Below are 23763 nucleotides of genomic sequence, written 5' to 3'. Positions count from 1 at the left end.
CGATCCATGCGATTTTCCGTCATTGCTTCCGCCGTCGTCGCCGCGTTCGTCGGATTTGGCGGAACGCTGGCCCTTATCATCGCCGCCGCGCAGGCGCTCGGGGCGACCCAGGACCAGACGGCAAGCTGGGTGACGGCGGTCTGCCTCGCCATGTTTTTCGCGACGGGATATCTCAGCTGGCGCTACCGCATGCCCATCATCACCGCCTGGTCCACGCCGGGAATGGCGCTCATCGGAAGTTCGGCCGGCTTTTCCATGCCGGAGGCGGTCGGAGCCTTCATCCTTACCGCCATCGCCATCATCATAACGGGGCTGGCGAAGCCGATCTCGGCGCTCGTCTCCAGGATACCGGCGTCCATAGCGTCGGGCATGCTTGCAGGCGTGCTCTTCGCCTTCCTGACCGGCGCGGCGCGCACCATACCGGTCGATCCGCTGTTCGTGCTGCCACTCATCGTCCTTTTCTTCGTCATCCGCCTCTTCAACCCGGCCATGGCGGTGCTTGCGGTGCTCTTCGGCGGCATCCTCTATGCCTTTCTCGCCGGCCGGGTCGAAACCGTTCCAGCGGTGGAGGTTTCGACGCTCACCCTGATCATGCCGGTCTTCACGCTACAGGCCGCCATTGGTCTTGCGCTGCCGCTCTATCTCGTGACGATGGCGTCGCAGAACCTGCCGGGCTTTGCCGTGATGCGAGCGGCCGGATACGAACCGCCAACCGCGGCGGCGCTGCAGGTCACCGGCCTCGCATCGCTGCTGAGCGCGCCTTTCGGCGCCCATACGAGCAATATGGCGGCGATTTCCGCGGCCATATGCACCGGCCCCGACGCCCATCCCGATCCGGACAAGCGCTGGCTGACCGGCCCATTCTATGCCTTGAGCTATCTGGTCTTCGCGCTGTTCGGCGCTTCTTTCGTGGCGCTCTTCGCCGTATTGCCGCCGCCGCTGATCGTGCTCGTAGCCGGGCTGGCGCTGATTGGAGCCGCCGTCAATGCGATGACACTCGCACTCAAGAAGGAGGATGAGCGGCTGGCCGCCATGGTCACCTTTGCGGTTACCGCCTCCGGAATCAGCATTGCCGGCATCGGCGCCGCGTTCTGGGCATTGATCGCCGGAATGGCGGTTTTCCTGCTCGACCAGATAAAGAACCGGGCCTGATTTCAAGCAGATGGCCGAATCCGGATCACGGTTTCTTGAAAAGCCACAAAGTCTATCCCATCTCGTTGATAATCGACCAATTGGGGTCGGGGCTTCTTGAGAAGGAAGGGCTTTAGATGAACAATACTGCTTTGATCCGGCCGGCCTGGACGCCGGCAACGATCGCCCTGATGATCATCGGGTTCATGCTGTTCTGGCCGCTTGGCCTTGCCATGCTCGCCTACATTATCTGGGGCGACCGGCTGGATGGCTTCAAGCGCGACGTGAACCGCAAGGCCGGCGGCTTCTGCGGCGCATTCCGAAAGAGCGGCAACCGTCATGCAGGCTTCGGCCGCGCAGGCTTTGGCACCGGCAACGTTGCCTTCGACGATTGGCGCGACAAGGAACTCGCAAGGCTGGACGAAGAACGCCGCAAGCTCGAAGAGATGCGCGCCGAATTCGAAGCCTATGCGGAAGAGTTGCGCCGCGCCAAGGACCGCGAGGAGTTCGACCGTTTCATGGCCGAGCGCAGCCGCAAATCCTCAGGCCCGGTACCGGACGTCACCGACGACGGCAAGGACTGACGAAGTCCTCCCGCGGCAAGGACCGCGGGACGAACCAATCGGAAGGCCCAGCAATGGGCCTTCCCTTCTTGCTGCCACCCCCCTTCTTCCTGAAGCCCCCTTCCAATTCCCCTCACTATTTTTCTTCGAATCGTATATTCATCATCCATGGTGCTTTCGCTTTTCCGTGCCCCCAAAAAGGCGGCGGTGACACTCAAGGCTGAACGCAGTTATGAGGTCGCGGGCCGAATCCTTCCACTGCGCGTCATGGAAAATCCGCGCGCGACCCGGCTGACGCTGCGTATCGATGCGGGCGGCAAGGGCCTGCGCATGACGGTTCCCCCGGGCATGCCCGGCCGCGAGATAGAGCGCTTTCTTGCCAAGCACGAGGGCTGGATCGAAACGCGCATCGCAAAGATGCCGAACCAGCCGAAAGTCCGCCCCGGCATCCGGATTCCGGTGCGCGGCGTTCCGCATCTGGTGGTGCATGAACCGGCCAGCCGCGGCACGGTGCGGCAGGAAAATGGCGCGGAAGGGCCGAGGCTGATCGTCTATGGCGACCGTCCGCATCTGGCGCGGCGGGTTTCGGACTTCCTGAAGCGGGAGGCGCGCAAGGATATCGAGCTGCTCGTCGCCCGCCACACCGCAACCGTCGGCAGGCGGGCAAAGGCCATCCGCCTGAAAGACACCAAGAGCCGCTGGGGCTCGTGCACGTCGGACGGAACCTTGTCGTTCTCCTGGCGGATCATGATGGCGCCGCCGCCGATCATCGACTATCTGGTCGCGCATGAGGTGGCGCATCTCATCGAGATGAACCATGGCCCGCGCTTCTGGAAACTGTGCGGCGAACTCTGCCCCGACACCGAGCGCTGCAAGGCATGGCTCAAGCGCAATGGCGGCGCCCTGCAGGCGATCGATTTCGCCTGATGCCGGCTGGCATGCCGCGCAGCATCGCCGCTGCGGCCCGCATCCTGTGGGAGTACCACCTCGTCTACGACGAGCTGGTGCCGAGCGACCTCATCATCGGCCTCGGCAGCTATGATCTGCGCGTCGCCGATCGCTGCGCGCAATTGTTCCGGCTTGGCCTTGCGCCGTCCATCCTGTTCACCGGCAGGGCGGGCAACTGGACGCAAGGGCTTTATCCGAGCTCGGAAGCCGAGGCCTTCGCCGCGCGTGCCGAAGCTCTCGGCGTTCCGTCAGACTGCATCCTCGTCGAGCCGCATGCCACCAATATCGGCGAGAACATCCGCTTTGCGCGGTCAATGTCGCCCGGCGTGGCGCGTGTGATCATCATCACCAAGCCGCAGACGCAGCGACGCGCGCTAGCCACCGTCAAGGCGCAATGGCCCGAAATTTCCGCGCTCGTCAGCGCACCGCTCACGCCATTCGAGCAACAGCCGACCGCGAACTATCCGCTCGACATGCTGATCGCCGAGATGGTGGGCGATATCCGCCGCATCATCGACTACCCGGCGCTCGGCTTCCAGATACCGCAGGCGGTTCCGGACGAAGTGCTCCGCGCCTGTGACCATCTGGTGGCCCATGGTCATGACGGGCATCTGCACGCGAAACTATGATCAGAACAGGGATTTCAACTGGCTGATCTTGTCATTGACGAGCCAGCCATAATAATTTTCCTCAGGCATTTGCGGCGGCTCGCCATTCGCCGCGCGCTCTGCATTGGCGTTGGCAAGGGAGCGGGCGCGGCTATCGGCGCCGCCGGTATTGTAGAGCGTGGCGGTGATGCCCGGGTTCTTCGAGATGTCCATGTCGGCGACGCGGCGATAGACATCGATCGAATGTTTGAGGGAAGCGGCCATGTAGGGCAGCGTGAGATCGGGATCCATGATCGTCTTGTAGACGTCGCCCGCATCGTCGGCGCTCAGCTTCGGCAAGCCGGAATAGCGATTGACCATGTCGGTCATCTGCAGCGCCACCAATGGGCTCAGCTGCCCGAGGCCGAAGCTCTGCCCGGCATAGAAGGGCTGGAAGAAGACCGCGCTCAAACGATTCTTGGGAAACCGCTTGCCGCCGACGCTGGCGCCGCGAAAATCCTTGTCCCACACGGCCTCGCGGCAGGTCCAGAGCCTCAAACTGTCCTTGAAGCGTGCGCATTCGGCAAATTGCGGCCGCTTGACGAACTCGCCGATCGTCTCGCCGTCATAATCGAAGCTCAGCCCCTGCTTCACATAGGAGACGGCCTTGACGTAATAGGTCTGCAGGCGGTCATAGGCATCGACATTGTAGGTATGCTCGCCGACGAGCGCACCGGCGATATGCACCGGATCGATGCCATAGGTGCGCGAGACGCTGACGATCTTGGCGCGCAGCTTCGAATCCGTCTTCAGGAGATTGTATATCTTCTGGAACTTGGCCTCGTAGGTGGTGTTCATCTCGCGCGTGCGCTTGGCCGATGCCGCCGGAACGCCCGGCTGGCTGGCATTGCGATTGCCCTCCGGCACAACGGTGACCGCCATCGAGGGCTGGAGCAACGCGCCAAGCAGGAGGACGCTCATCGCGAGAAGACAGAAATGCCGTTTCATGCCAAATCCACTCAGTTCCGGTCGGGACCTTCCCATACCGCCTCGCTCGTATCAAAGCCAGAATTTCCTTCAAAATCGGCCGATACATAAAAAATGCCCCCTCGAGAGTCGAGGGGGCAGGAGCGATAAGCCGCCGGCGATGCCGATCGGTCACAGGTCAGAGGATGAAGCGCGACAGATCGGCATTCTTCGCCATGTCGCCAACGGTCTCGCGCACATATTTGGCATCGACCGTATAGGAAGCACCCGCCTTGTCCGGAGCGCTGAACGATATGTCGTCCAGCACGCGCTCCATCACGGTCTGCAGCCGCCGCGCACCGATGTTCTCGACCGTCGCATTGAGATCGACGGCGATATCCGCCAGCGCGTCGATCGCGTCATCCGTGATGTCGAGCTTGACCTCCTCGGTCGCCATCAGCGCGATATACTGCTTGAGCAGGCTCGCCTCAGGCTCGGTGAGAATGCGGCGCATGTCGTCGCGCGTCAGGGCACTCAGCTCGACGCGGATCGGCAGGCGCCCCTGCAATTCCGGCAGAAGATCGGACGGCTTCGACACATGGAACGCGCCCGACGCGATGAACAGGATGTGATCCGTCTTGATCGGCCCGTATTTGGTAGCGACGGTCGTACCCTCGACCAGCGGCAGCAGATCGCGCTGCACGCCTTCACGCGATACACCGGCACCCATGCCGCCATCGCGGGCAGCAATCTTGTCGATCTCGTCGAGGAACACGATGCCGTCATTCTCGGCCGAGCGCAGCGCCTCCTGCGTGATCTGGTCCTGGTCCAGAAGCTTGTCGGATTCGTCATTGATCAGCAGTGCGTAGGAATCCTTCACCGTCGTCTTGACGGTCTTGCTGCGTCCGCCCATGGCTTTGCCCAGCATGTCGCTGAGGTTGAGCACGCCGATATTGGCGCCGGGCATGCCTGGCAGCTCGAAATTCGGCATTCCCGAACCCGTATCGGCGACCTCGACCTCGATCTCCTTGTCGTCGATCAGCCCGTCGCGAAGCTTCTTGCGGAAACTGTCGCGCGTCGCCGGGCTTGCCGTCTTGCCGACCAGCGCATCGAGCACGCGCTCTTCGGCATTGAGATGGGCCTTGGCCTTGACGTCCTCGCGCTTTTTCTCGCGCACGAGGCCGATGGCCACTTCCACGAGGTCGCGGATGATCTGTTCGACATCGCGGCCGACATAACCGACCTCGGTGAACTTCGTGGCTTCGACCTTGATGAAGGGGGCGCCAGCCAGCTTGGCCAGGCGGCGCGAGATTTCGGTCTTGCCGACGCCGGTGGGCCCGATCATCAGAATATTCTTCGGCATGACCTCTTCGCGCATCTGGCCTTCCAGCTGCTGCCGGCGCCAGCGATTGCGCAAGGCAATGGCAACGGCCCGCTTGGCGTCGTTCTGGCCGATAATGTAGCGGTCGAGTTCGGATACGATCTCTCTTGGGGAAAATGTCGTCATGGGAATCTCATTTCATCCTGCCCGCGAAGGGCGGTTGTTCTTAACCAATATCCGGATTGTCCCGCGCCATCATCAGTGCGGGTCCGTAGATGGAGGTGCGGGTATCGAATGCGGCAAACCCGGCTTTCTGATAGGCGCGGATGGCGCGTTTATTGCCGGGATCAGGATCGACGATGACGCGCGGAACGCCTTCTTCGAACAATAGCGAGACGAATTCCCCGATGATGCGCGATCCGTGGCCCTGGCCGAGCATTTCCTCGGCGCCGATGAACTGGTCGAGGCCAAGGGTGCCGGTGGGCTGGTCCTGGTATGGATGGTCTTCCTCCAGGTGCGGATCATAGGTCTGCAGGTAGCCGATCGCCTCGTCGCCAAGCATGACGATGAACGGTTCGACCGAAATGCTGTCCATATGCGCCTCGATCGCCGACAGTTCGTCCGCATGGTCTCCCCACCACTGCGCCACATGCGGCTCCGCCAGCCATCGTGAAATCAATTTCAGATGACGCGGCTCCACCGGAACGAAGCGGTAGTGGAATGGATTGTCAGTCGGCATCGATGCTCTCTAGCGTGACGCTCGAATTGGTGTAGATGCAGATCTCGGCGGCGATCTCCATGGCCCGGCGGGCGATTTCCTCGGCGCTCTTGTCCGAATCCGCGAGGGCGCGGGCCGCGGCCAGGGCATAATTGCCGCCGGAGCCTATGGCCATCACGCCGTGCTCGGGTTCAAGCACGTCGCCATTGCCGGTAAGCGCGAGCGTCACTGATTTGTCGGCGACGAGCATCATCGCCTCGAGGCGGCGCAGATAGCGGTCCGTGCGCCAATCCTTGGCGAGTTCCACGCAGGCGCGCATCAATTGGTCCGGATATTGCTCGAGCTTGCTTTCGAGCCGCTCGAGCAGGGTGAAGGCATCCGCGGTGGCGCCGGCGAAACCGGCAATGACATTGCCCTTGCCGATGCGGCGCACCTTGCGGGCATTGCCCTTCATGACGGTATTGCCGAGGCTGACCTGTCCGTCACCGGCGATCACCACCTTGCCGCCCTTGCGGACGGTCACGATGGTCGTCCCATACATTGTGGAGGGATTGTGTTCTTGCATGACTTGCTCCTTAAGCGGGTTCGCATATGCCCCGACCGGCAGCGGATCGAACCCCTTTCTTGCACTTATGTATGATACCGTTGCCGAAATGCAAATGCCCGCCGAGCCTGCGCCATCAAAGCGTTTGGAGATTCGGCGATCGTGTTCTAGAAGGCCTCATCCAATGGCAATCCGGACGGAATGACAATGACGAGCGGCAACAAACGCAGTGCAACGATCGAGCGCAGGACCAAGGAGACCGGCATCAGCGTCGGCATCGACCTCGATGGCACCGGCACCTTCGATATCGCTACAGGCGTCGGCTTTTTCGATCACATGCTGGAGCAATTGTCGCGGCACTCGCTGATCGACATGACCATCAAGGCGGATGGCGATCTGCACATAGACGACCACCATACGGTGGAAGATACGGGTATCGCACTCGGCCAGGCAATCGCACAGGCACTCGGCGACCGGCGCGGGATCAACCGCTATGCCTCGCTCGACCTTGCCATGGACGAGACCCTGACGCGCGCCGCGCTCGATGTCTCGGGCCGCCCCTATCTCGTCTGGAACGTCGATTTCTCCGCACCGAAGATCGGCACCTTCGACACCGAGCTGGTGCGTGAGTTCTTCCATGCCCTGGCGCAGAATGCCGGGATCACGCTGCATGTCGCCAATCTTTATGGCGCCAACAATCATCACATAGCAGAGACATGCTTCAAGGCCGTGGCCCGCACCTTGCGGCACGCCATCGAAACCGACCCGCGTCAGAGGGACGTCATTCCTTCGACGAAGGGCTCTCTGAAAGGCTGAGCCATGGCTCGCTATCTCGTTTTGACGCCCGAATGGCCGGATGACACGGAAGAACGGACAGTCTTCGTCCGCGACGGATTCTCCTTGCTGGCATTCCTCTTCCCCGTGCCGTGGCTGCTGCTGCGGCGCCTGTGGTTCCATGCGATCATGATCCTGGCGGCGACGACCGGCATGTCGATGCTCGGCGCTTCCAGCGGCCACGGCGTGGCGGCTACGCTCGTCACGACCCTGCTTTTTGCCCTTGTCGGGCTGGAAGCCAATCATTGGCGCGCCCAACGTCTCATCCGGCACGGCTATGCCGAGAGCGGAATCGTTCATGCCGCAAGCGCGGCCGATGCCGAGATCATTTATTTCCATGACAGGGCACAGCTTGCCCCGCCTCCGCCGGAACCGGCGGCCATGCGCCGGGACAAACCTGTTGCGGGACCAGCAATGCCAGTGCGCGGCGGCATGGTCGGCCTCGTCGGCCATCGCGGGGATATTTGAGATGCGCGTCGCCATCATAGATTACGGCTCTGGCAATCTGCGCTCCGCGACCAAGGCGTTCGAGCGCGCGTCGCGTGAAAGCGGCATGGATGCAACCATCGAGCTGACGGCCGATGCGGACCGCGTGCGCCGTGCGGACAGGATCGTGCTTCCTGGTGTCGGCGCGTATGCGGATTGCCGTCGCGGCCTTGACGCGGTTCCAGGCATGGTCGAGGCGATCCACGAGGTGGCGATCGACAAGGCACGGCCCTTCCTCGGCATCTGCGTCGGCATGCAGCTCATGTCGTCGCGCGGGCTGGAAAAGACCATTTCCCGCGGATTCGACTGGATCAAGGGCGACGTGCGCGAAATGGTGCCTTCCGATCCGGCGTTGAAAATACCACAGATCGGCTGGAACACGATCCGGCTGACGCGTCCGCATCCGCTGTTCGATGGAATCGAAACGGGTCCGAAAGGCTTGCACGCCTATTTCGTCCATTCCTATTTCCTCGATGCGGAGCTTGAAAACGACGTCGTGGCCTTTACCGAATATGGTGGGCCGGTCACCGCTGCCGTCGCCAATGACAATATGGCCGGCACCCAGTTCCATCCCGAGAAGAGCCAGGCGTTGGGCCTGGCGCTCATCGCCAATTTCCTGAGGTGGAATCCATGATTCTTTTCCCCGCGATCGACCTGAAGGACGGCGAATGCGTACGCCTGAGGCTTGGCGACATGGATCAGGCAACCGTCTACAATGCCGATCCGGCCGCGCAGGCACGCGAATTCGAGGCACAGGGCTTCGAATGGCTGCATGTAGTCGACCTCAATGGCGCCTTCTCCGGCCGGTCGGTCAATGGCGCCGCCGTGGAGGCCATTCTTGCGGCGACGAGCAACCCGGTGCAACTCGGAGGTGGCATCCGTACCCTCGATCATATCGAGAGCTGGCTGGAAAAGGGACTGGCGCGCGTGATCCTCGGTACCGTCGCGGTGCGCGATCCTGCCCTCGTCATTGAAGCCTGCAGGCGCTTCCCCGGCAAGATCGCCGTCGGCATCGATGCCAAGGGCGGCAAGGTCGCCGTCGAGGGCTGGGCCGAGGCTTCGACGCTCGGCGTTGTCGAGCTCGCCAGGAAATTCGAAGGCGCCGGCGTCGCCGCCATCATCTACACGGATATCGACCGCGACGGTGTCCTTGCCGGCATCAATTGGGAATCGACGCTGGCGCTGGCCGAGGCGGTCTCGATACCGGTGATCGCATCGGGCGGCCTCGCTTCCATTGCCGATATCGTGCGCATGACGATGCCGGATGCCGCCAGGCTCGAGGGCGCGATTTCCGGAAGAGCGCTTTATGATGGCCGCATCGACGCCGCCGAGGCGCTCGATATTCTGCGTAAAGCGAAGGAGCGGGCGGCATGAGCCTCAAGATCCGCATCATACCCTGTCTCGACGTCAAGGATGGCCGCGTCGTCAAGGGCGTCAATTTCGTCGACCTGGTCGATGCAGGAGATCCGGTCGAGGCCGCGAAGGCCTATGATGCGGCGGGAGCCGACGAACTCTGCTTCCTCGACATCACCGCTTCGTCGGACAATCGCGAGACCATATTCGATGTCGTGGCGCGCACTGCGGAGCAATGTTTCATGCCGCTGACCGTCGGCGGCGGCGTCCGCGCCATTGCCGATATCCGCAAGCTGCTGCTCGCAGGCGCGGACAAGGTTTCCATCAATACGACTGCCGTCGAGCGGCCGGAATTCATAGCGGAGGCGGCGGACAAATTCGGCAACCAGTGCATCGTCGTCGCCATCGATGCCAAGAAGGTTTCCGCTGGTGGCGAGAGCGACCGCTGGGAGATTTTCACCCACGGCGGAAGGCGTGCGACTGGCATCGACGCGGTGGAGTTCGCCCGCAAGGTGGTCGATCTCGGCGCAGGCGAGATATTGCTGACATCGATGGACCGCGACGGGGCGAAAACCGGTTATGATCTCGCCATGACGCGCGCCGTCGCCGATGCCGTGCGCGTACCCGTCATTGCCTCGGGCGGAGTCGGCACGCTCGATCACCTGGTCGATGGCGTCGTCAAAGGCCACGCCTCGGCCGTCCTCGCCGCCTCGATCTTTCACTTCGGCACCTACACGATCGCCGAGGCAAAGGCGCATATGGCGAAAGCAGGCATGGCGATGCGTCTCGATCCGATACGCCAATTGGAAACATCATGACATCTTTCAGCCTCTCCGATCTCGAACGGATCGTCACGCAGCGCGCCGCATCCAGCGATGGCGGTTCCTACACCGCGAGCCTCTATGCCAAGGGCATAGGCAAGGCGGGGCAGAAGCTCGGCGAAGAAGCGGTGGAGACGGTGATCGCCGCCGTAACCGGCGACCGGGACGGCGTTATTTCAGAAAGCGCGGATTTGCTCTATCATCTTCTCGTTGTCCTCGGCATTTCCGGCGTGGCGCTTGACGATGTCCTTGCGGAACTGCAGCGGCGGACCAGCCAGAGCGGGCTGGAGGAAAAAGCTGCCCGGGGACAGGACTGATCATGTTCAAGACATCCGCTGTGGAGCGTAGCGCGGAAGGCGAAGTCGTGGATCAACTGGCACCGAGCGAATTCTCGCCCTATCGATTCTTCAGCGCCGAGCGCTGGGCCGAATTCCGCGCCGACACGCCGATGACCCTCACCTATGAGGAAATCAAGCGGCTGCGCTCGCTGGGTGACCCGATCGATCTCGACGAGGTCAGCCGTATCTATCTCTCGCTGTCGCGCCTGCTATCGGCCCATGTCGAGGCGAGCCAGTTGCTGTTCTACCAGCGCCGTCGCTTTCTCAATACGGATGATGCGTTCAAGACACCGTTCATCATCGGCGTGGCCGGATCGGTCGCGGTTGGAAAATCGACCACGGCGCGCGTCCTGAAGGAACTGCTGGCGCGCTGGCCATCGAGCCCGAAGGTCGATCTCGTGACGACCGACGGCTTTCTCTATCCGAACGACGTGCTGCGGTCGAAGGGCCTCATGGAGCGCAAGGGCTTTCCAGAAAGCTACGACGTCGGCATGGTTCTGCGCTTCCTCTCGCAGATCAAGGCGGGCCAGCGCAATGTCAGCGCGCCGCTCTATTCGCACCTCACCTATGACGTTCTGCCGGGCAAGTACCAGATCGTCGATGCACCCGACATCCTCATCTTCGAGGGGATCAATGTCCTGCAGGTGCGCGACCTGCCGGAAGACGGCAAGATGGTACCGTTCGTTTCGGACTTCTTCGACTTCTCCATCTATATCGATGCGGATGAGGAGCAGATTCATAAATGGTACATGAGCCGCTTCATGCGCCTGCGGGAAACGGCGTTCCGGGACCCGGACTCCTTCTTCCACCGCTACTCGACGATTTCCGATGAGGCGGCGCTGGCGATCGGCGAAGGGCTCTGGGCCAATATCAACCTGAAGAACCTCAGGGAAAATATCCTGCCGACGCGGCCGCGCGCCGATCTGATCCTGCGCAAGGGCGACAATCATCTGGTGGAGGAAGTGGCGCTCAGGAAGTTGTGACGCGGCGCAGCGTCAGGTTGATGCGCCCGCCATTCTTCAGGAGCGTCGAAGTTCCGGGATAAATCCTGTCGACCCCGTGAAAGGCAAGGCGGCCTTCTTCGCCGAGAACCACCACGTCGCCGCTTTCCAGCCGGATCGAACGGGTCTTGTCGGTGCGACCGGTGCCGCCGAAACGGAACAGGCAGCTATCGCCCAGCGATACGGAAACCACCGGCGCCTCGAGGTCCTTCTCGTCGCGATCCTGGTGAAGGCCCATCCTGGCCGTATCGGAGTAGAAATTGATCAGGCAGGCCTGGGGCGGCGCCGGGTAGTGGCCGACATCCTGCCAGAGCTGCAGCAGGGATTGCGGGATTTCCGGCCAGGGCTTGCCAGTAACCGGATGTTCCGGCTGGTAGCGATAGCCTCTTTCCTTGTCCGTAACCCAGCCGAGCGCACCGCAATTCGTCATGCGGACGCTCATTTCGCGGCCCGTTTTCGGCATGACGGGCACGTAAAGCGGTGCTTGCTGCACGATTTTGCGGATTTCTTCCCGCAATTCCGCCTGTTGTTCGACCGAAAAACAGCCGGGATAGTAGCGGATTCCGGGGGCAAGGCCGAGCATGGGCTGGCGGTCCTGAAGTGGGAGCATCGGGCCAAAACCAGGACCGATGCTCCAAAGACACTCGAGCTCTTAGTCGAGCGGGGGAATGCGCAACACCTGGCCCGGATAGATCTTGTCGGGATGGGAAAGCATCGGCTTGTTGGCCTCGAAGATGAGCGTGTTCTTGGCGCCCTTGCCCTTTCCATACTGGCTCTCGGCGATCTTCCAGAGATTGTCGCCCTTCTTGACCGTATAGAATACGGGGGCCTTCTCGACCGAGCCGGTCGTCGTCTCATCGACCTTGAGCCCGCCCGTGTCCACCTTGGAAACGCCAAGCGAATTGCCGACCGCGATGATCGCCTTTTCAAGGATTTCCTGATTGGTCACATTACCCTTGAGGATAGCCTTGTCGCCTTCGACGGCGACTTCCACTTTATCGGTGCCGAGCTGATGGGAATCGAGCTCTTTCTTCAAATCCTCTGCCGAGGGCTCGCTGTCGCCAATACCGATCTTCTTGCCTACGGATTTAACGAAATCAAACAGTCCCATGACTTGCTCCTCATGATCAATTAAATCGACACCTAGTCTTGTGCCATCCCGGAAGGCAATTGGAAAGCCGAATTAAACGCCTGGCTTGCAGATATGCTTCACGTTCAATCGCCGGTTACTCTGCCTCGCATCTTCTTGACGTTGGAGCGACCCGATTTCTGCTTCAGCCGCCGCTCGACGGAACCTTTTGTCGGCCGCGTCTTCTTGCGGGGCGGCGGAGGCGGCTCGGCAGCCTTGGCGACCAGCGCGATCAACCGCTCCCTTGCGTCCTCGCGGTTGCGCTCCTGGGTGCGGAAGCGATTGGCTTCGATGAGGACATCGCCCTCCTTTGTGGCGCGTTGCCCGGCGAGCCGCATCAGCCTGTCGAGGACATCTGCGGGCAGGCCGGACCTTGCCGCCTTGAACCGCAATTGCACGGCAGTCGAGACCTTGTTGACATTCTGTCCGCCCGGGCCCGCGGAACGAATGAAGCTCTCCTCCAGATCGTTCTCGTCGATCCAGAGCCTGTTCGTGATTCTGATGGTGCTGCCGCGCTCGTCCATGCAGCAGTCCTAGCGCAAACTTGCTGTCGCGAAAAGCAGCGGCCCCGCGTTGAAATGCGGGGCCGGCTCGGTTTTTCGTATCGACGGGCAGCGACTATTCGGCAGCGACCGGCGTATGCGGGGCGGCGGCCTTGATGTCGCTGTCCACATGGTTCTCGAACTTGCCGAAGTTCGCGATGAACATGTCGACCAGCTTCTGCGCCTGCGCATCATAGGCCGACTTGTCGGCCCAGGTGGAACGCGGATCGAGGATCGAGGCATCGACGCCCGGGACAGCCACGGGAACGGCGAAACCGAAATTCGGATCGGTGCGGAACTGTGCATCCTTCAGCGAGCCGTCGAGGGCCGCCGAAAGCAGGGCGCGCGTTGCCTTGATCGGCATGCGCTTGCCCGTCCCATAGGCGCCGCCGGTCCAGCCGGTATTGACCAGCCAGCAATCCACGCCGTGATCGGCGATGAGCTGGCGCAGCAGATTGCCGTATTCCGAGGGATGGCGCGGCATGAAGGGCGCGCCGAAGCAGGTGGAGAAGGTCGCTTCCGGTTCGGTGACGCCGCGTTCGGTACCCGCGACCTTGGCGGTATAGCCGGAGAGGAAGTGGTACATGGCCTGCGCTGGAGTCAGCTTGGCGATCGGAGGCATGACGCCGAACGCATCGGCGGTCAGCATGATGATATTCTTGGGGTGCCCGGCCTTGCCCGATTTGGATGCATTCGGGATGAAATCGAGCGGATAGGCGCAGCGCGTATTCTCGGTCAGCGAGCCATCGTCGAAATCCGGAACGCGGCGTTCGTCCAGCACGACATTTTCCAGCACCGTGCCGAAACGCTGCGTCGTCGCGAAGATTTCAGGCTCGGCCTCGGCCGAAAGCCGGATCGTCTTGGCATAGCAGCCGCCCTCGAAATTGAAGACGCCGTGCTCGCCCCAGCCATGCTCGTCATCGCCGATCAAGGTGCGCGACGGATCGGCCGAAAGCGTTGTCTTGCCCGTGCCGGACAGGCCGAAAAACACCGCCGTATCCCCTTCGGGCCCCTCATTGGCGGAGCAATGCATGGGCATGACGCCCTCGGAAGGCAGGATATAGTTGAGCGCCGTGAACACGGATTTCTTCATCTCGCCGGCATAGGCGGTACCGCCGATCAATACGATCAGCCGCTGCAGATCGACCGCGATGACCGTTTCCGTGCGGGTGCCATGGCGGGCCGGATCGGCGCGGAACGATGGCAGATCGATGATCGTCATCTGCGGCACGAATGTTTCGAGGCTGGACCGTTCCGGCCGGATGAGCAGGTTGCGGATGAACAGCGAATGCCAGGCGAATTCGGTGATCACGCGGGTGTTGAGGCTGTAGGTATCGTCGGCGCCGCCGACCAGATCCTGCACGAAGAGATCCTTGCCCTTCGCCTGTTCCATGAAATCCGCGTAAAGCAGGTCGAACGCTTCCGGCGACATGGCGGCATTGTTGTCCCACCAGATGGAATTCTCGGTCGAAGCATCCCGGACGACGAACTTGTCCTTCGGCGAGCGGCCGGTGTGCTGGCCCGTCCGCGCCACGAGCGCGCCCTGGGCAGTAAGCACTGCCTCGCCGCGGCGCAGCGTCTCTTCGTAAAGCTCGGCGGCTTCCAAATTGTAATAGAAGGCGGAAGCGTCCTTCAGTTTCGAGTTACGGAGCGCGGTTGCCGCGTTGTGGAGGCCGATTTCTCTGATCATCTGTCCGCCATTGTCTGTGAGGGTGCAAAGGGTTCAAAAGTCGTTGTGGCACACTCCATTCCATCCGATAGAGTGTACCACAATCAGGTGAAAAGCAGAAAAATTGAACAGTATCAAACGTTTAATCGATTTAAAGATTTTAAATTTTTTTTAAATCGTTTTAGTAAACGGAAATTTCGCCTACTATTCCCTTAGCGTAAACGTAAAGGATTCCGGCGCCGGATGAAGTGACAGGTGGACTGTGCCACATTTTGTACCTAATTTGTCCTGCACAAGCAGCGCAGTTTAACTGCATAAGGAAGGCAGGGCATGAGGGAAGTACCCGCAATGCAGACGATCGCGCTCGTTGACGACGACCGCAATATTCTGACATCCGTTTCCATCGCGCTGGAATCGGAAGGCTACCGCGTGGAGACCTATACGGATGGTGCCTCCGCCCTGGACGGGCTGATGGCGCGTCCTCCGAACCTTGCCATCCTCGACATCAAGATGCCGCGCATGGACGGAATGGAGCTGCTGCGTCGGCTGCGCCAGAAATCCGATCTGCCGGTCATCTTCCTTACCTCCAAGGATGACGAGATCGACGAATTGTTCGGCCTGAAGATGGGCGCCGACGATTTCATCACCAAGCCGTTCTCCCAGCGCCTGCTCGTCGAGCGGGTAAAGGCGGTTCTTCGCCGCGTTGCCGCCCGCGACGCCACGGCAAAGCCCGGCGGAACACAAACCAAGTCGCTGGAGCGCGGCCAGCTCGTCATGGACCAGGAACGCCATACCTGCACCTGGATGGGCGAACCCGTGACATTGACCGTCACCGAGTTCCTCATTCTGCATTCGCTGGCGCAGCGTCCGGGCGTGGTCAAGAGCCGTGATGCGCTGATGGATGCGGCCTATGACGAACAGGTCTATGTCGACGATCGCACCATCGACAGCCACATCAAGCGGCTGCGCAAGAAGTTCAAGGTCGTGGATGATGATTTCGACATGATCGAGACGCTCTACGGAGTAGGATACCGCTTCCGGGAAACCTGATGCCAGGAGCGTCAAAGCCCTTGGCGCCAGGCGTTCAAAGCCGCGTGATCGGTCTGAGAAACCGGTTGTCTCCATGGCGCATGAATGCGATGAGGCAGCCGGCCGGACGTTAGTCGCAACCGGTGCATTCATCCCCGGCCGCGGCGCTGTCCGTGGCTTGATGTCGGACTGTCCCGATTGTGGTATAAGGCATGGGGTGGTTTCAGGATTGAAAACGACCCGGAAATCAAAGGGTTGTTGGCGTCCCGGTTCTGAATTTGCGCGAAGTGCCCGATGGACATCAGCGTATTGACGAAACGGGGCGCAGGAAGAGAACTTCGAGGCAGGAATGGTAGCCGAACTGCGAGGCGGCAATATCACGCGCAAGAGCGCCGTCATGCGCCGCAAGCGCTCGCTTGTCCTGCGGCGGCTGTTCAAGCCGCTGAACAGGATGTTCGGCAATTACCTCTTTTCCAGCCTGACGCGGCGCATCCTGTTTCTCAACCTGGCCGGACTCGCCGTTCTGCTCTCCGGCATCATGTATCTCAACCAGTTCCGCGACGGGCTGATCGACGCGCGCGTCGAGAGCCTGATGACGCAGGGCGAGATCATTGCCGGGGCAATAGCCTCCTCGGCGACCGTGGACACGAATTCGATCGCCATCGACCCCGAAAAGCTGCTGGAGCTGCAGGCGGGACAGAGCATCACACCCTCGCCCGACGTTCTCGACAATCTGGACTTCCCCATCAATCCTGAGCGGGTGGCGCCGGTTCTCCGCCGTCTCATATCGCCGACGCGGACGCGGGCCCGCATCTATGACCGCGACTCCAATCTGCTGCTCGATTCGCGCCACCTCTATTCACGCGGCCAGGTGCTGCGCTACGATCTTCCGCCCGTCGACGGCGAAGAACCCGGCTTCTTCGAGCGGCTGACCAACCGGATGACGCGGCTTCTGCGCCGAAGCGACCTGCCGATCTACCAGGAAATGCCCGGCGGCAACGGTTCCTCCTATCCTGAAATCGTCAGGGCGCTGACCGGCTCTCCCGCCACCGTCGTGCGGATGACGGAAAAGGGCGAGCAGATCGTATCGGTCGCCGTGCCGATCCAGCGTTTCCGCGCGGTGCTCGGCGTACTGCTGCTTTCGACCGAGGGTGGCGACATCGACAAGATCGTGCAGGGCGAGCGCTATGCGATCATCCGGGTGTTCACCGTGGCGGCGCTGGTCATGGCCATCCTGTCGCTGTTTCTCGCCTCCACCATCGCCAATCCGTTGCGGCGCCTGGCGGCGGCGGCGGATCGGGTGCGTCATGGCGTCAAGAACCGGGAAGAGATACCGGATTATTCGGAGCGCCAGGACGAGATCGGCCATCTTTCTACCTCCATCCGCGACATGACCAATGCCCTCTATGCGCGCATTGAATCCATCGAGAGCTTCGCCGCCGATGTCAGCCATGAGCTCAAGAACCCCCTCACCTCGCTGCGCAGCGCGGTCGAGACATTGCCGCTGGCCAAGAACGATGAATCGCGCAAGCGGCTGATGGACGTCATCCAGCACGATGTGCGCCGGCTCGATCGGCTGATCACCGATATTTCCGATGCGTCCCGGCTCGATGCCGAGCTGGCGCGCGAGGATTCCGAACATGTGGACCTGCAGCAATTGCTTGGGAATCTCGTCGTCGCGGCGCGCGAGGTCAGGCGCAACAAGAAGAACACCCGCATAGAGTTCAATGTGGGCAAGCTGCCGACAAACAGGAAGGGCTTCTATGTCGCCGGCCATGATCTGCGCCTGGGCCAGGTGGTTTCCAACCTGATCGAAAATGCACGCTCCTTCGTGCCGGACGACAAGGGCGTCATCACCGTGACCCTGCAGCATCTCGGCGACCGCATCCGTATCCTCGTCGAAGACAATGGGCCCGGCATCCGCGTCGAGCAGATCGATCGCATATTCGAACGCTTCTACACCGACCGTCCGGCCGGCGAAGCGTTCGGGCAGAATTCGGGCCTTGGTCTTTCGATCAGCCGCCAGATCATCGAGGCCCATGGCGGCACCCTGAATGCAGAGAACATCATCGATCCCCATGATCCCGATTGCTATCTCGGCGCGCGCTTCGTCGCCATATTGCCGGTGGAAAGCTGATGCCGGATGCGGAGCCGAGCCTCGTTCACGCAACTGCCGTGCTCGTCGGCGATCGCGGCGTCATCATTCTCGGGCCATCGGGTGCCGGAAAAACCACTCTGGCGCACACGCTGCTCGACCGGGCGGCAGCGCGCGGCAGCTTTGCTGCACTGATATCGGACGACCAATGTCTCCTGAGCGAGATCTCGGGCCGTATCGAATGCCGGGCGCCGGAAAGCATTCGCGGCGGCGTGGAGGTTCGCGGCGCGGGACTGTTCGAGGCACGGCACGAACCGGCGGGCATCCTGCACCTCGCGGTCCAGCTCGTCGCCGCGGTCGATGCGCTGCGCTATCCGGGCGAAACGCCATTCCGCTACGGGAAAGTCGTAATTCCCCAGCTTTGGTTACCGATGCACCGGGAAACCAGTGCCGGCAAAGCAGTGGAAGCGGCGCTGTTCGGGAGGGTGTGGGAAAAATAGTCTCGATATTTCAGTCATTTGCACCGCATGAATGCGATAAAATGACTGAGAGCCATGTTCGTGACATTTTCCTCTTGCCTTCGCGATTCGTCCTGCCAAAATGCGACACCTGCAAAACGGGGCATTGAATGCGCCAATAAAAACCCACGACAGGGTTGGCGCGATAGGAGCAGTTTCAGAATGATCGGACTCGTGCTTGTGACGCACGGAAGACTGGCCGAGGAGTTTCATCATGCCGTCGAGCATGTTGTCGGGCAGCAGGAGTATCTGGAAACCGTCTCGATCGGTGCAGATGACGACATGGAGCAGCGGCGGCGCGATATCGTCGATGCCGTGGAGCGTGCCGACAATGGTTCCGGCGTCATCATTCTGACGGATATGTTTGGCGGCACTCCCTCCAATCTTGCCATATCCGTTATGGAATCCGGGCGCATCGAAGTGATCGCCGGCGTGAACCTGCCGATGCTGATCAAGCTTTCCAGCGTGAGGCAGACCAACGACATGGCTGCGTCCTTGCGCGAGGGGCAGGATGCGGGCCGTAAATATATCAATGTGGCCAGTCAGGTCCTGACTGCAAAATAGAGGTTTGCATGCGCCTATCCGCCGAGACGACAGGTACGTTCGACCCAGCCGAGGCGCTGGTTGAATCAATCGAAATCGTCAATCGGCGTGGCCTGCATGCGCGAGCCTCGGCAAAGTTCGTCCAGCTCGTCGATGGCTATGACGCCCATGTCCGCGTCGAGAAGGACGGCATGACCGTCGGCGGAACGTCCATCATGGGCCTCATGATGCTGGCCGCCTCGCCCGGATGCTGCATAACGGTAAGCGCTTCCGGCCGGCAGGCGGCCGAGCTGATGCAGGCGCTGAAGGCGCTGATCGCCGACAAGTTCGGCGAGGAAGCCTGAGCGGCACGACGCCATTCATCATATGCACGCATAAGGATTTCTTTATATCCCATTGTGCACCGCTGCCTAATCTGCTAGTCAACGGCATCTTTGGCACGCCCGCCGGCGCGCCGACAGCCATAGTCGAAATGGAGCAACCAAGATGGCCGATATGCAAGATTATGTCGTCAAGGACCTGGAATTGGCGGCATGGGGCCGCAAGGAAATCGAGATCGCCGAGACCGAAATGCCCGGCCTCATGGCCAGCCGCGAAGAGTTCGGAGCCTCGCAACCGCTAAAGGGCGCGCGCATCACCGGCTCGCTGCACATGACCATCCAGACAGCGGTTCTGATCGAAACGCTCCAGGCGCTGGGCGCCAAGGTGCGCTGGGCATCGTGCAACATCTTCTCGACGCAGGACCACGCCGCAGCCGCGATCGCCGCGACCGGCACGCCGGTCTTCGCCATCAAGGGCGAGTCGCTCGAAGAGTACTGGACCTATACGGACCGCATCTTCCAATGGCCGGATGGCGAACCATCCAACATGATCCTCGATGATGGCGGCGACGCCACCATGTATATCCTCATCGGCGCGCGCGCCGAGGCAGGCGAGGACGTCCTGTCCAATCCCGGCAACGAAGAGGAGGAAATCCTCTTTGCCCAGATCAAGAAGCGCATGAAGGAAACCCCTGGCTTCTTCACCCGCCAGCGCGAAGCCATCAAGGGCGTCACCGAAGAGACCACGACAGGCGTGAACCGCCTCTACCAGCTGCAGAAGAAGGGCCTCCTTCCCTTCCCCGCCATCAATGTCAATGACAGCGTCACCAAGTCGAAATTCGACAATAAATACGGCTGCAAGGAATCGCTGGTCGACGGCATTCGCCGCGCTACCGACGTGATGATGGCCGGCAAGGTTGCCGTCGTCTGCGGCTATGGCGATGTCGGCAAGGGTTCCGCGCAGTCGCTGGTCGGTGCCGGCGCCCGCGTCAAGGTCACCGAAGTCGATCCGATCTGCGCCCTGCAGGCGGCGATGGACGGTTTCGAAGTGGTGACGCTGGAGGACGCTGCCCCCACCGCCGATATCGTCATCACGACGACCGGCAACAAGGACGTCATCACCATCGACACCATGCGCAAGATGAAGGACATGGTGATCGTCGGCAATATCGGCCATTTCGACAATGAGATCCAGGTTGCAGCGCTGCGCAACCTGAAATGGAACAACATCAAGCCGCAGGTCGACATGATCGAGTTCCCGGACGGCAAGCGCCTGCTTCTGCTTTCAGAGGGTCGCCTGCTCAATCTCGGCAATGCGACCGGCCATCCGAGCTTCGTCATGTCTGCCTCCTTCACCAACCAGGTGCTGGCGCAGATCGAGCTTTATACGCGCGGCGAGCAGTACAAGAACGAGGTCTATGTCCTGCCAAAGCACCTCGACGAGAAGGTCGCACGGCTCCATCTCGACAAGCTCGGCGCGAAATTGTCGGTGCTTTCGGAAGAACAGGCGGCTTATATTGGCGTGACACCATCCGGCCCATTCAAGTCTGACCACTACCGCTATTAATATCAGCGTATAAAAACACAATATATAGATGCCGGAGGATTGACAAATTCTCCGGTTTTCTTTTTTGCGCGCAGTTCTTCCCGTCGATTCCCGCAGGGTTTATTCTAGTGATTCGGGATGGGGTTGCTTCGGATGGGCCAGATGATCGGCAGATCAGCTGGAAACGGAAGCGACGAACATCTGCCTGAAGGGGTGACGGCAAGAGATATGAAAAGTGAAGATGGTGACGTTGGCGGCGGCAGCGCAGCACAGGGACCCTCCGTGCTGGGCATGATACGGCGACTGGCCATGGGCACGGCGTCCGCCCTGCCGCTGCTCTTTTCAAGCATTGTTGCGGCGCGCGCCGAAGGCCCGCTCGGCATGATCGAGGCCCCGTTCGGGATCCGCGTCGGCGCTTTCGAAGTCGTCCAGTTCGCCATGTTTCTCGGCGCCATGGGCGCGGCACTGCTGTCGGCCGGCTGGCTGATCCGGGAGCGCAGCCGCATCGCCCAGGAGAACCGCCATCTGCGCGGCAAGGTCGCCGACCTCAACGTCGCCCTGCAGCGCAACGAGGCGCTTCTCAATCTCAAGGACCAGAAGATCATCATCTGGGATGGAAGCGCGGGTGCGCCGAGCATTATCGGCAATCTTTCGCCGGAAACCGGCGTCCCCGAGGGGCGGTCGCTGTTTCTCGCCTTCGGGCGCTGGCTGCGCGTCGAATCCGTGACGTTGCTGGAAAGGTCGATTACCGCGCTGCGCGAGGCGGCCCGCCCCTTCGACATCGCCATAGAGACCTCCAAGGGCGCACCGATCGAGGTGCAGGGACGCACCTCGGGCGGATATGCCATTGTGCGGTTCATGGACCCGGGCGAAGCGAGAGCTTCCTACGCTCTGCTGAAGACAGAGAATTACCAGCTTGCAGGGGCAATTTCGAACCTGCGCACACTGCTCGATGCGGTGGACATGCCGTCCTGGAGCCGGGATGCGGATGGGCGCCTCGACTGGGTCAATGCCGCCTATGCCAGAGCAGTAGACAGCGACGCTAATCTTGCCGCCAGCGAAGGCAGGGAGCTCTTCGGCGTCCAGGCGCGTGAGCGGATCGGCCAGGAAAGGGCCGCCCATGGCAAGTTCGCGGACGAACTGTCGACCGTCATCGGCGGCGACCGGCGCATGTTCCAGGTGACCGACGTCGCCACGGGTTCGGGCTCGGCCGGGCTGGCGGTCGATATCAGCGAGGCGGAGCTGGTGCGCGAGGAGCTGAAGCGCACCATGGCCAACCATTCGGACACTCTGGATCAGCTCAATTCCGCCGTGGCCATGTTCGATGCCAACCGCAAATTGCAGTTCTGCAACCAGGCCTTCGCCAAATTATGGGGTCTGGAGACGCCTTATCTCGATAGCAAGCCGGACAATTCGCTGTTGCTCGACCGTTTCCGCAGCGACGGCATTCTGCCGGAACAGCCCGATTGGCGGCGCTGGAAGGAGCAGGTCCTTTCGTCCTATCATTCCGTCGAGTCGCAGGAATATGTCTGGTACCTGACCGACGGGCGTACGTTGCGCGTCGTCGTCAATCCGCAGGCAAAGGGCGGAGTGACGTGGATATTCGAGAACCTCACCGAGAAGCTCGAACTGGAAAGCCGCTACAACACCCTGATAAAGGTGCAGGGGCAGACACTCGATCACCTTGCCGAAGGCGTTGCCGTGTTCGGCTCCGATGGCAAAATCCGGCTATCGAACCCGGCATTCGCCGCGCTCTGGGACTTGCGGCCGGAACAGACGGTGGAGGGAACCCATATTTCCGCCATCCGGCGCCTGTGCGAAGCGCGATCGAACGCCGAGAGCTGGGAAATGTTCGTGACGACCGTCACCGGTTTCAGCGATGAGCGGCAGACCCATTCCGGTCATATCGAGCTTTCCACCGGCAAGATCCTCTCCTATGCCGCCGCGCCGCTCCCCAGCGGCCAGACCATGCTCACATTCGTCGATGTGACGGATTCGGTGCGGGTCGAGCGGGCATTGAAGGAGAAGAACGAGGCGCTGGAACGCACGGACGAGCTGAAAAACGATTTCGTGCAGCATGTCTCCTATGAGCTGCGTTCGCCGCTGACCAATATAATGGGCTTCACCGAACTGCTGCAGACGCCGATGACCGGTCCGCTCAACGAGCGGCAGCGCGACTATCTCGACCATATCGGCACATCTTCCTCGGTGTTGCTCACTATCGTCAACGACATATTGGACCTCGCAACCGTCGATGCAGGCATCATGGAGCTGGACATCAGCGACGTTGCGGTTTCGGATGCCGTCGCCATGGCGTCCGACAAGGTCGCGGACCGACTGAAGGAGCATTCGATATTGCTCGATGTCCGCATTGCGCCGGGCACGGGTTCCTTCAGGGCCGATCCGACGCGGGTGAAGCAGATATTGGCCAATCTCCTCAGCAATGCCGCCAATTACGCGCCGGAAGGCAGCACGATCACGCTCGCCTGCTGGCGCGACCAGGCCGAAATGGTATTCAGCGTAACCGACCAGGGCCCAGGCATGCCCGAACATGTGCTGGACAGCATCTTCAAGCGCTTCCAGCCCTATCCGAATGGCGGGCGCAAGCGCGGCGCCGGGCTCGGCCTTTCGATCGTCAAGGGATTCGTGGAACTGCATGGCGGAACGGTCGAAATCGCCAGCGCCGCGGGCAAGGGGACGACGGTGACGTGCCATTTCCCCCTGGAAGCGCGCGTCTTCAGCATAGCCGCCGAATAAACAC

General features: G+C 61.3%; 26 protein-coding genes. 18 read left to right on the top strand and 8 right to left on the bottom strand.

Annotated features, from left to right (window positions below):
* The first annotated feature begins 6 nt into the window (after window positions 1–6).
* The 4 genes from OSJ75_RS06865 (at window position 7) to OSJ75_RS06850 (ending at window position 3271) form a co-directional block, all read left to right on the top strand.
* Window positions 7–1152: a benzoate/H(+) symporter BenE family transporter gene (locus tag OSJ75_RS06865; RefSeq protein WP_267227332.1), complete on the top strand. Its 1146-nt coding sequence runs from the start codon at window positions 7–9 to the stop codon at window positions 1150–1152.
* A gap of 116 nt (window positions 1153–1268) precedes the next feature.
* Window positions 1269–1715 carry a DUF2852 domain-containing protein gene (locus OSJ75_RS06860; protein WP_250016122.1) on the top strand — a complete coding sequence of 149 codons (447 nt, stop codon included), beginning with the start codon at window positions 1269–1271 and terminating at the stop codon, window positions 1713–1715.
* 147 nt (window positions 1716–1862) lie between these two features.
* On the top strand, window positions 1863–2621 hold the full coding sequence (locus OSJ75_RS06855; protein WP_250016124.1) for a M48 family metallopeptidase: 759 nt from the start codon (window positions 1863–1865) through the stop codon (window positions 2619–2621).
* Between the two features lie 11 nt (window positions 2622–2632).
* Window positions 2633–3271, top strand: a complete 639-nt coding sequence (locus OSJ75_RS06850) for a YdcF family protein (RefSeq protein ID WP_267227505.1) — start codon at window positions 2633–2635, stop codon at window positions 3269–3271.
* On the opposite strand, the gene OSJ75_RS06845 is transcribed toward OSJ75_RS06850, so the two are convergent.
* From OSJ75_RS06845 to hslV, 4 genes are all read right to left on the bottom strand, one after another.
* Entirely contained in the window at window positions 3272–4210 is a 939-nt protein-coding gene (locus OSJ75_RS06845) for a DUF1402 family protein (RefSeq protein WP_371929561.1), read from the bottom strand.
* A 184-nt stretch (window positions 4211–4394) separates the two neighbouring features.
* Window positions 4395–5702: an ATP-dependent protease ATPase subunit HslU gene (gene hslU / locus OSJ75_RS06840; protein WP_250016131.1), complete on the bottom strand. Its 1308-nt coding sequence runs from the start codon at window positions 5700–5702 to the stop codon at window positions 4395–4397.
* Between the two features lie 40 nt (window positions 5703–5742).
* Window positions 5743–6255, bottom strand: a complete 513-nt coding sequence (locus OSJ75_RS06835) for a GNAT family N-acetyltransferase (RefSeq protein ID WP_250016134.1) — start codon at window positions 6253–6255, stop codon at window positions 5743–5745.
* A complete protein-coding gene (gene hslV, locus OSJ75_RS06830) occupies window positions 6245–6799 on the bottom strand; it encodes an ATP-dependent protease subunit HslV (RefSeq protein WP_250016137.1) in 555 nt (184 codons plus the stop codon). Before hslV ends, OSJ75_RS06835 begins: the two co-directional genes overlap by 11 nt.
* Before the next feature lie 186 nt (window positions 6800–6985).
* On the opposite strand from hslV, the gene hisB reads away from it, so the two are divergent.
* From hisB to coaA, 7 genes are read left to right on the top strand one after another with little or no spacing between them, the layout of a single operon-like run.
* Window positions 6986–7594, top strand: a complete 609-nt coding sequence (hisB, locus tag OSJ75_RS06825) for an imidazoleglycerol-phosphate dehydratase HisB (RefSeq protein ID WP_250016140.1) — start codon at window positions 6986–6988, stop codon at window positions 7592–7594.
* A gap of 3 nt (window positions 7595–7597) precedes the next feature.
* Window positions 7598–8080 (top strand): DUF2628 domain-containing protein, encoded by a 483-nt coding sequence (locus tag OSJ75_RS06820; RefSeq protein WP_267227331.1) that lies wholly within the window; start codon window positions 7598–7600, stop codon window positions 8078–8080.
* Between the two features lies 1 nt (window position 8081).
* Window positions 8082–8732, top strand: a complete 651-nt coding sequence (gene hisH, locus OSJ75_RS06815) for an imidazole glycerol phosphate synthase subunit HisH (RefSeq protein WP_250016145.1) — start codon at window positions 8082–8084, stop codon at window positions 8730–8732.
* Window positions 8729–9472 carry a 1-(5-phosphoribosyl)-5-[(5-phosphoribosylamino)methylideneamino]imidazole-4-carboxamide isomerase gene (gene hisA, locus OSJ75_RS06810; RefSeq protein WP_250016156.1) on the top strand — a complete coding sequence of 248 codons (744 nt, stop codon included), beginning with the start codon at window positions 8729–8731 and terminating at the stop codon, window positions 9470–9472. Before hisH ends, hisA begins: the two co-directional genes overlap by 4 nt.
* Entirely contained in the window at window positions 9469–10269 is an 801-nt protein-coding gene (hisF, locus tag OSJ75_RS06805) for an imidazole glycerol phosphate synthase subunit HisF (RefSeq protein ID WP_250016157.1), read from the top strand. The genes hisA and hisF overlap by 4 nt, the downstream gene beginning before the upstream one ends.
* A complete protein-coding gene (locus OSJ75_RS06800; protein WP_250016158.1) occupies window positions 10266–10589 on the top strand; it encodes a phosphoribosyl-ATP diphosphatase in 324 nt (107 codons plus the stop codon). Before hisF ends, OSJ75_RS06800 begins: the two co-directional genes overlap by 4 nt.
* Before the next feature lie 2 nt (window positions 10590–10591).
* Entirely contained in the window at window positions 10592–11593 is a 1002-nt protein-coding gene (gene coaA, locus OSJ75_RS06795) for a type I pantothenate kinase (RefSeq protein ID WP_250016159.1), read from the top strand.
* On the opposite strand, the gene OSJ75_RS06790 is transcribed toward coaA, so the two are convergent.
* The 4 genes from OSJ75_RS06790 to OSJ75_RS06775 all read right to left on the bottom strand — a co-directional run bounded on the left by OSJ75_RS06790 (window position 11580) and on the right by OSJ75_RS06775 (window position 14969).
* Window positions 11580–12194, bottom strand: coding sequence for an alpha-ketoglutarate-dependent dioxygenase AlkB family protein (locus OSJ75_RS06790; protein ID WP_267227504.1), 615 nt, complete (start codon window positions 12192–12194; stop codon window positions 11580–11582). The two genes, coaA and OSJ75_RS06790, sit on opposite strands and share 14 nt — an antisense overlap.
* Before the next feature lie 69 nt (window positions 12195–12263).
* Complete coding sequence (gene lysM, locus OSJ75_RS06785; protein WP_250016160.1) at window positions 12264–12722, bottom strand: peptidoglycan-binding protein LysM; 459 nt, start codon at window positions 12720–12722, stop codon at window positions 12264–12266.
* A gap of 104 nt (window positions 12723–12826) precedes the next feature.
* Window positions 12827–13264 (bottom strand): alternative ribosome rescue aminoacyl-tRNA hydrolase ArfB, encoded by a 438-nt coding sequence (gene arfB / locus OSJ75_RS06780; protein ID WP_250016161.1) that lies wholly within the window; start codon window positions 13262–13264, stop codon window positions 12827–12829.
* Between the two features lie 94 nt (window positions 13265–13358).
* Window positions 13359–14969, bottom strand: coding sequence for a phosphoenolpyruvate carboxykinase (locus OSJ75_RS06775; RefSeq protein ID WP_267227503.1), 1611 nt, complete (start codon window positions 14967–14969; stop codon window positions 13359–13361).
* A gap of 312 nt (window positions 14970–15281) precedes the next feature.
* Between OSJ75_RS06775 and OSJ75_RS06770 the strand changes: the two genes are divergently transcribed.
* The 7 genes from OSJ75_RS06770 to OSJ75_RS06740 all read left to right on the top strand — a co-directional run bounded on the left by OSJ75_RS06770 (window position 15282) and on the right by OSJ75_RS06740 (window position 23759).
* On the top strand, window positions 15282–16001 hold the full coding sequence (locus tag OSJ75_RS06770; protein ID WP_250016162.1) for a response regulator transcription factor: 720 nt from the start codon (window positions 15282–15284) through the stop codon (window positions 15999–16001).
* A gap of 328 nt (window positions 16002–16329) precedes the next feature.
* Window positions 16330–18117 (top strand): sensor histidine kinase, encoded by a 1788-nt coding sequence (locus tag OSJ75_RS06765; RefSeq protein ID WP_305884369.1) that lies wholly within the window; start codon window positions 16330–16332, stop codon window positions 18115–18117.
* Window positions 18117–18575 carry an HPr kinase/phosphorylase gene (locus OSJ75_RS06760; protein ID WP_267227330.1) on the top strand — a complete coding sequence of 153 codons (459 nt, stop codon included), beginning with the start codon at window positions 18117–18119 and terminating at the stop codon, window positions 18573–18575. Before OSJ75_RS06765 ends, OSJ75_RS06760 begins: the two co-directional genes overlap by 1 nt.
* Before the next feature lie 180 nt (window positions 18576–18755).
* Window positions 18756–19157, top strand: coding sequence for a PTS sugar transporter subunit IIA (locus tag OSJ75_RS06755; RefSeq protein WP_250016164.1), 402 nt, complete (start codon window positions 18756–18758; stop codon window positions 19155–19157).
* Between the two features lie 8 nt (window positions 19158–19165).
* Window positions 19166–19480 (top strand): HPr family phosphocarrier protein, encoded by a 315-nt coding sequence (locus tag OSJ75_RS06750; RefSeq protein ID WP_250016165.1) that lies wholly within the window; start codon window positions 19166–19168, stop codon window positions 19478–19480.
* Between the two features lie 142 nt (window positions 19481–19622).
* A complete protein-coding gene (gene ahcY / locus OSJ75_RS06745) occupies window positions 19623–21023 on the top strand; it encodes an adenosylhomocysteinase (protein ID WP_250016166.1) in 1401 nt (466 codons plus the stop codon).
* A 270-nt stretch (window positions 21024–21293) separates the two neighbouring features.
* The gene (locus OSJ75_RS06740) at window positions 21294–23759 is read left to right on the top strand and encodes an ATP-binding protein (RefSeq protein ID WP_416362530.1); all 2466 of its coding nucleotides are present in this window, start codon (window positions 21294–21296) and stop codon (window positions 23757–23759) included.
* Window positions 23760–23763: the final 4 nt, after the last annotated feature.

Source organism: Phyllobacterium sp. 0TCS1.6A (genome assembly GCF_026420825.1).
Classification (GTDB): domain Bacteria; phylum Pseudomonadota; class Alphaproteobacteria; order Rhizobiales; family Rhizobiaceae; genus Phyllobacterium.
This window is presented reverse-complemented; position numbering and strand designations above follow the sequence as displayed.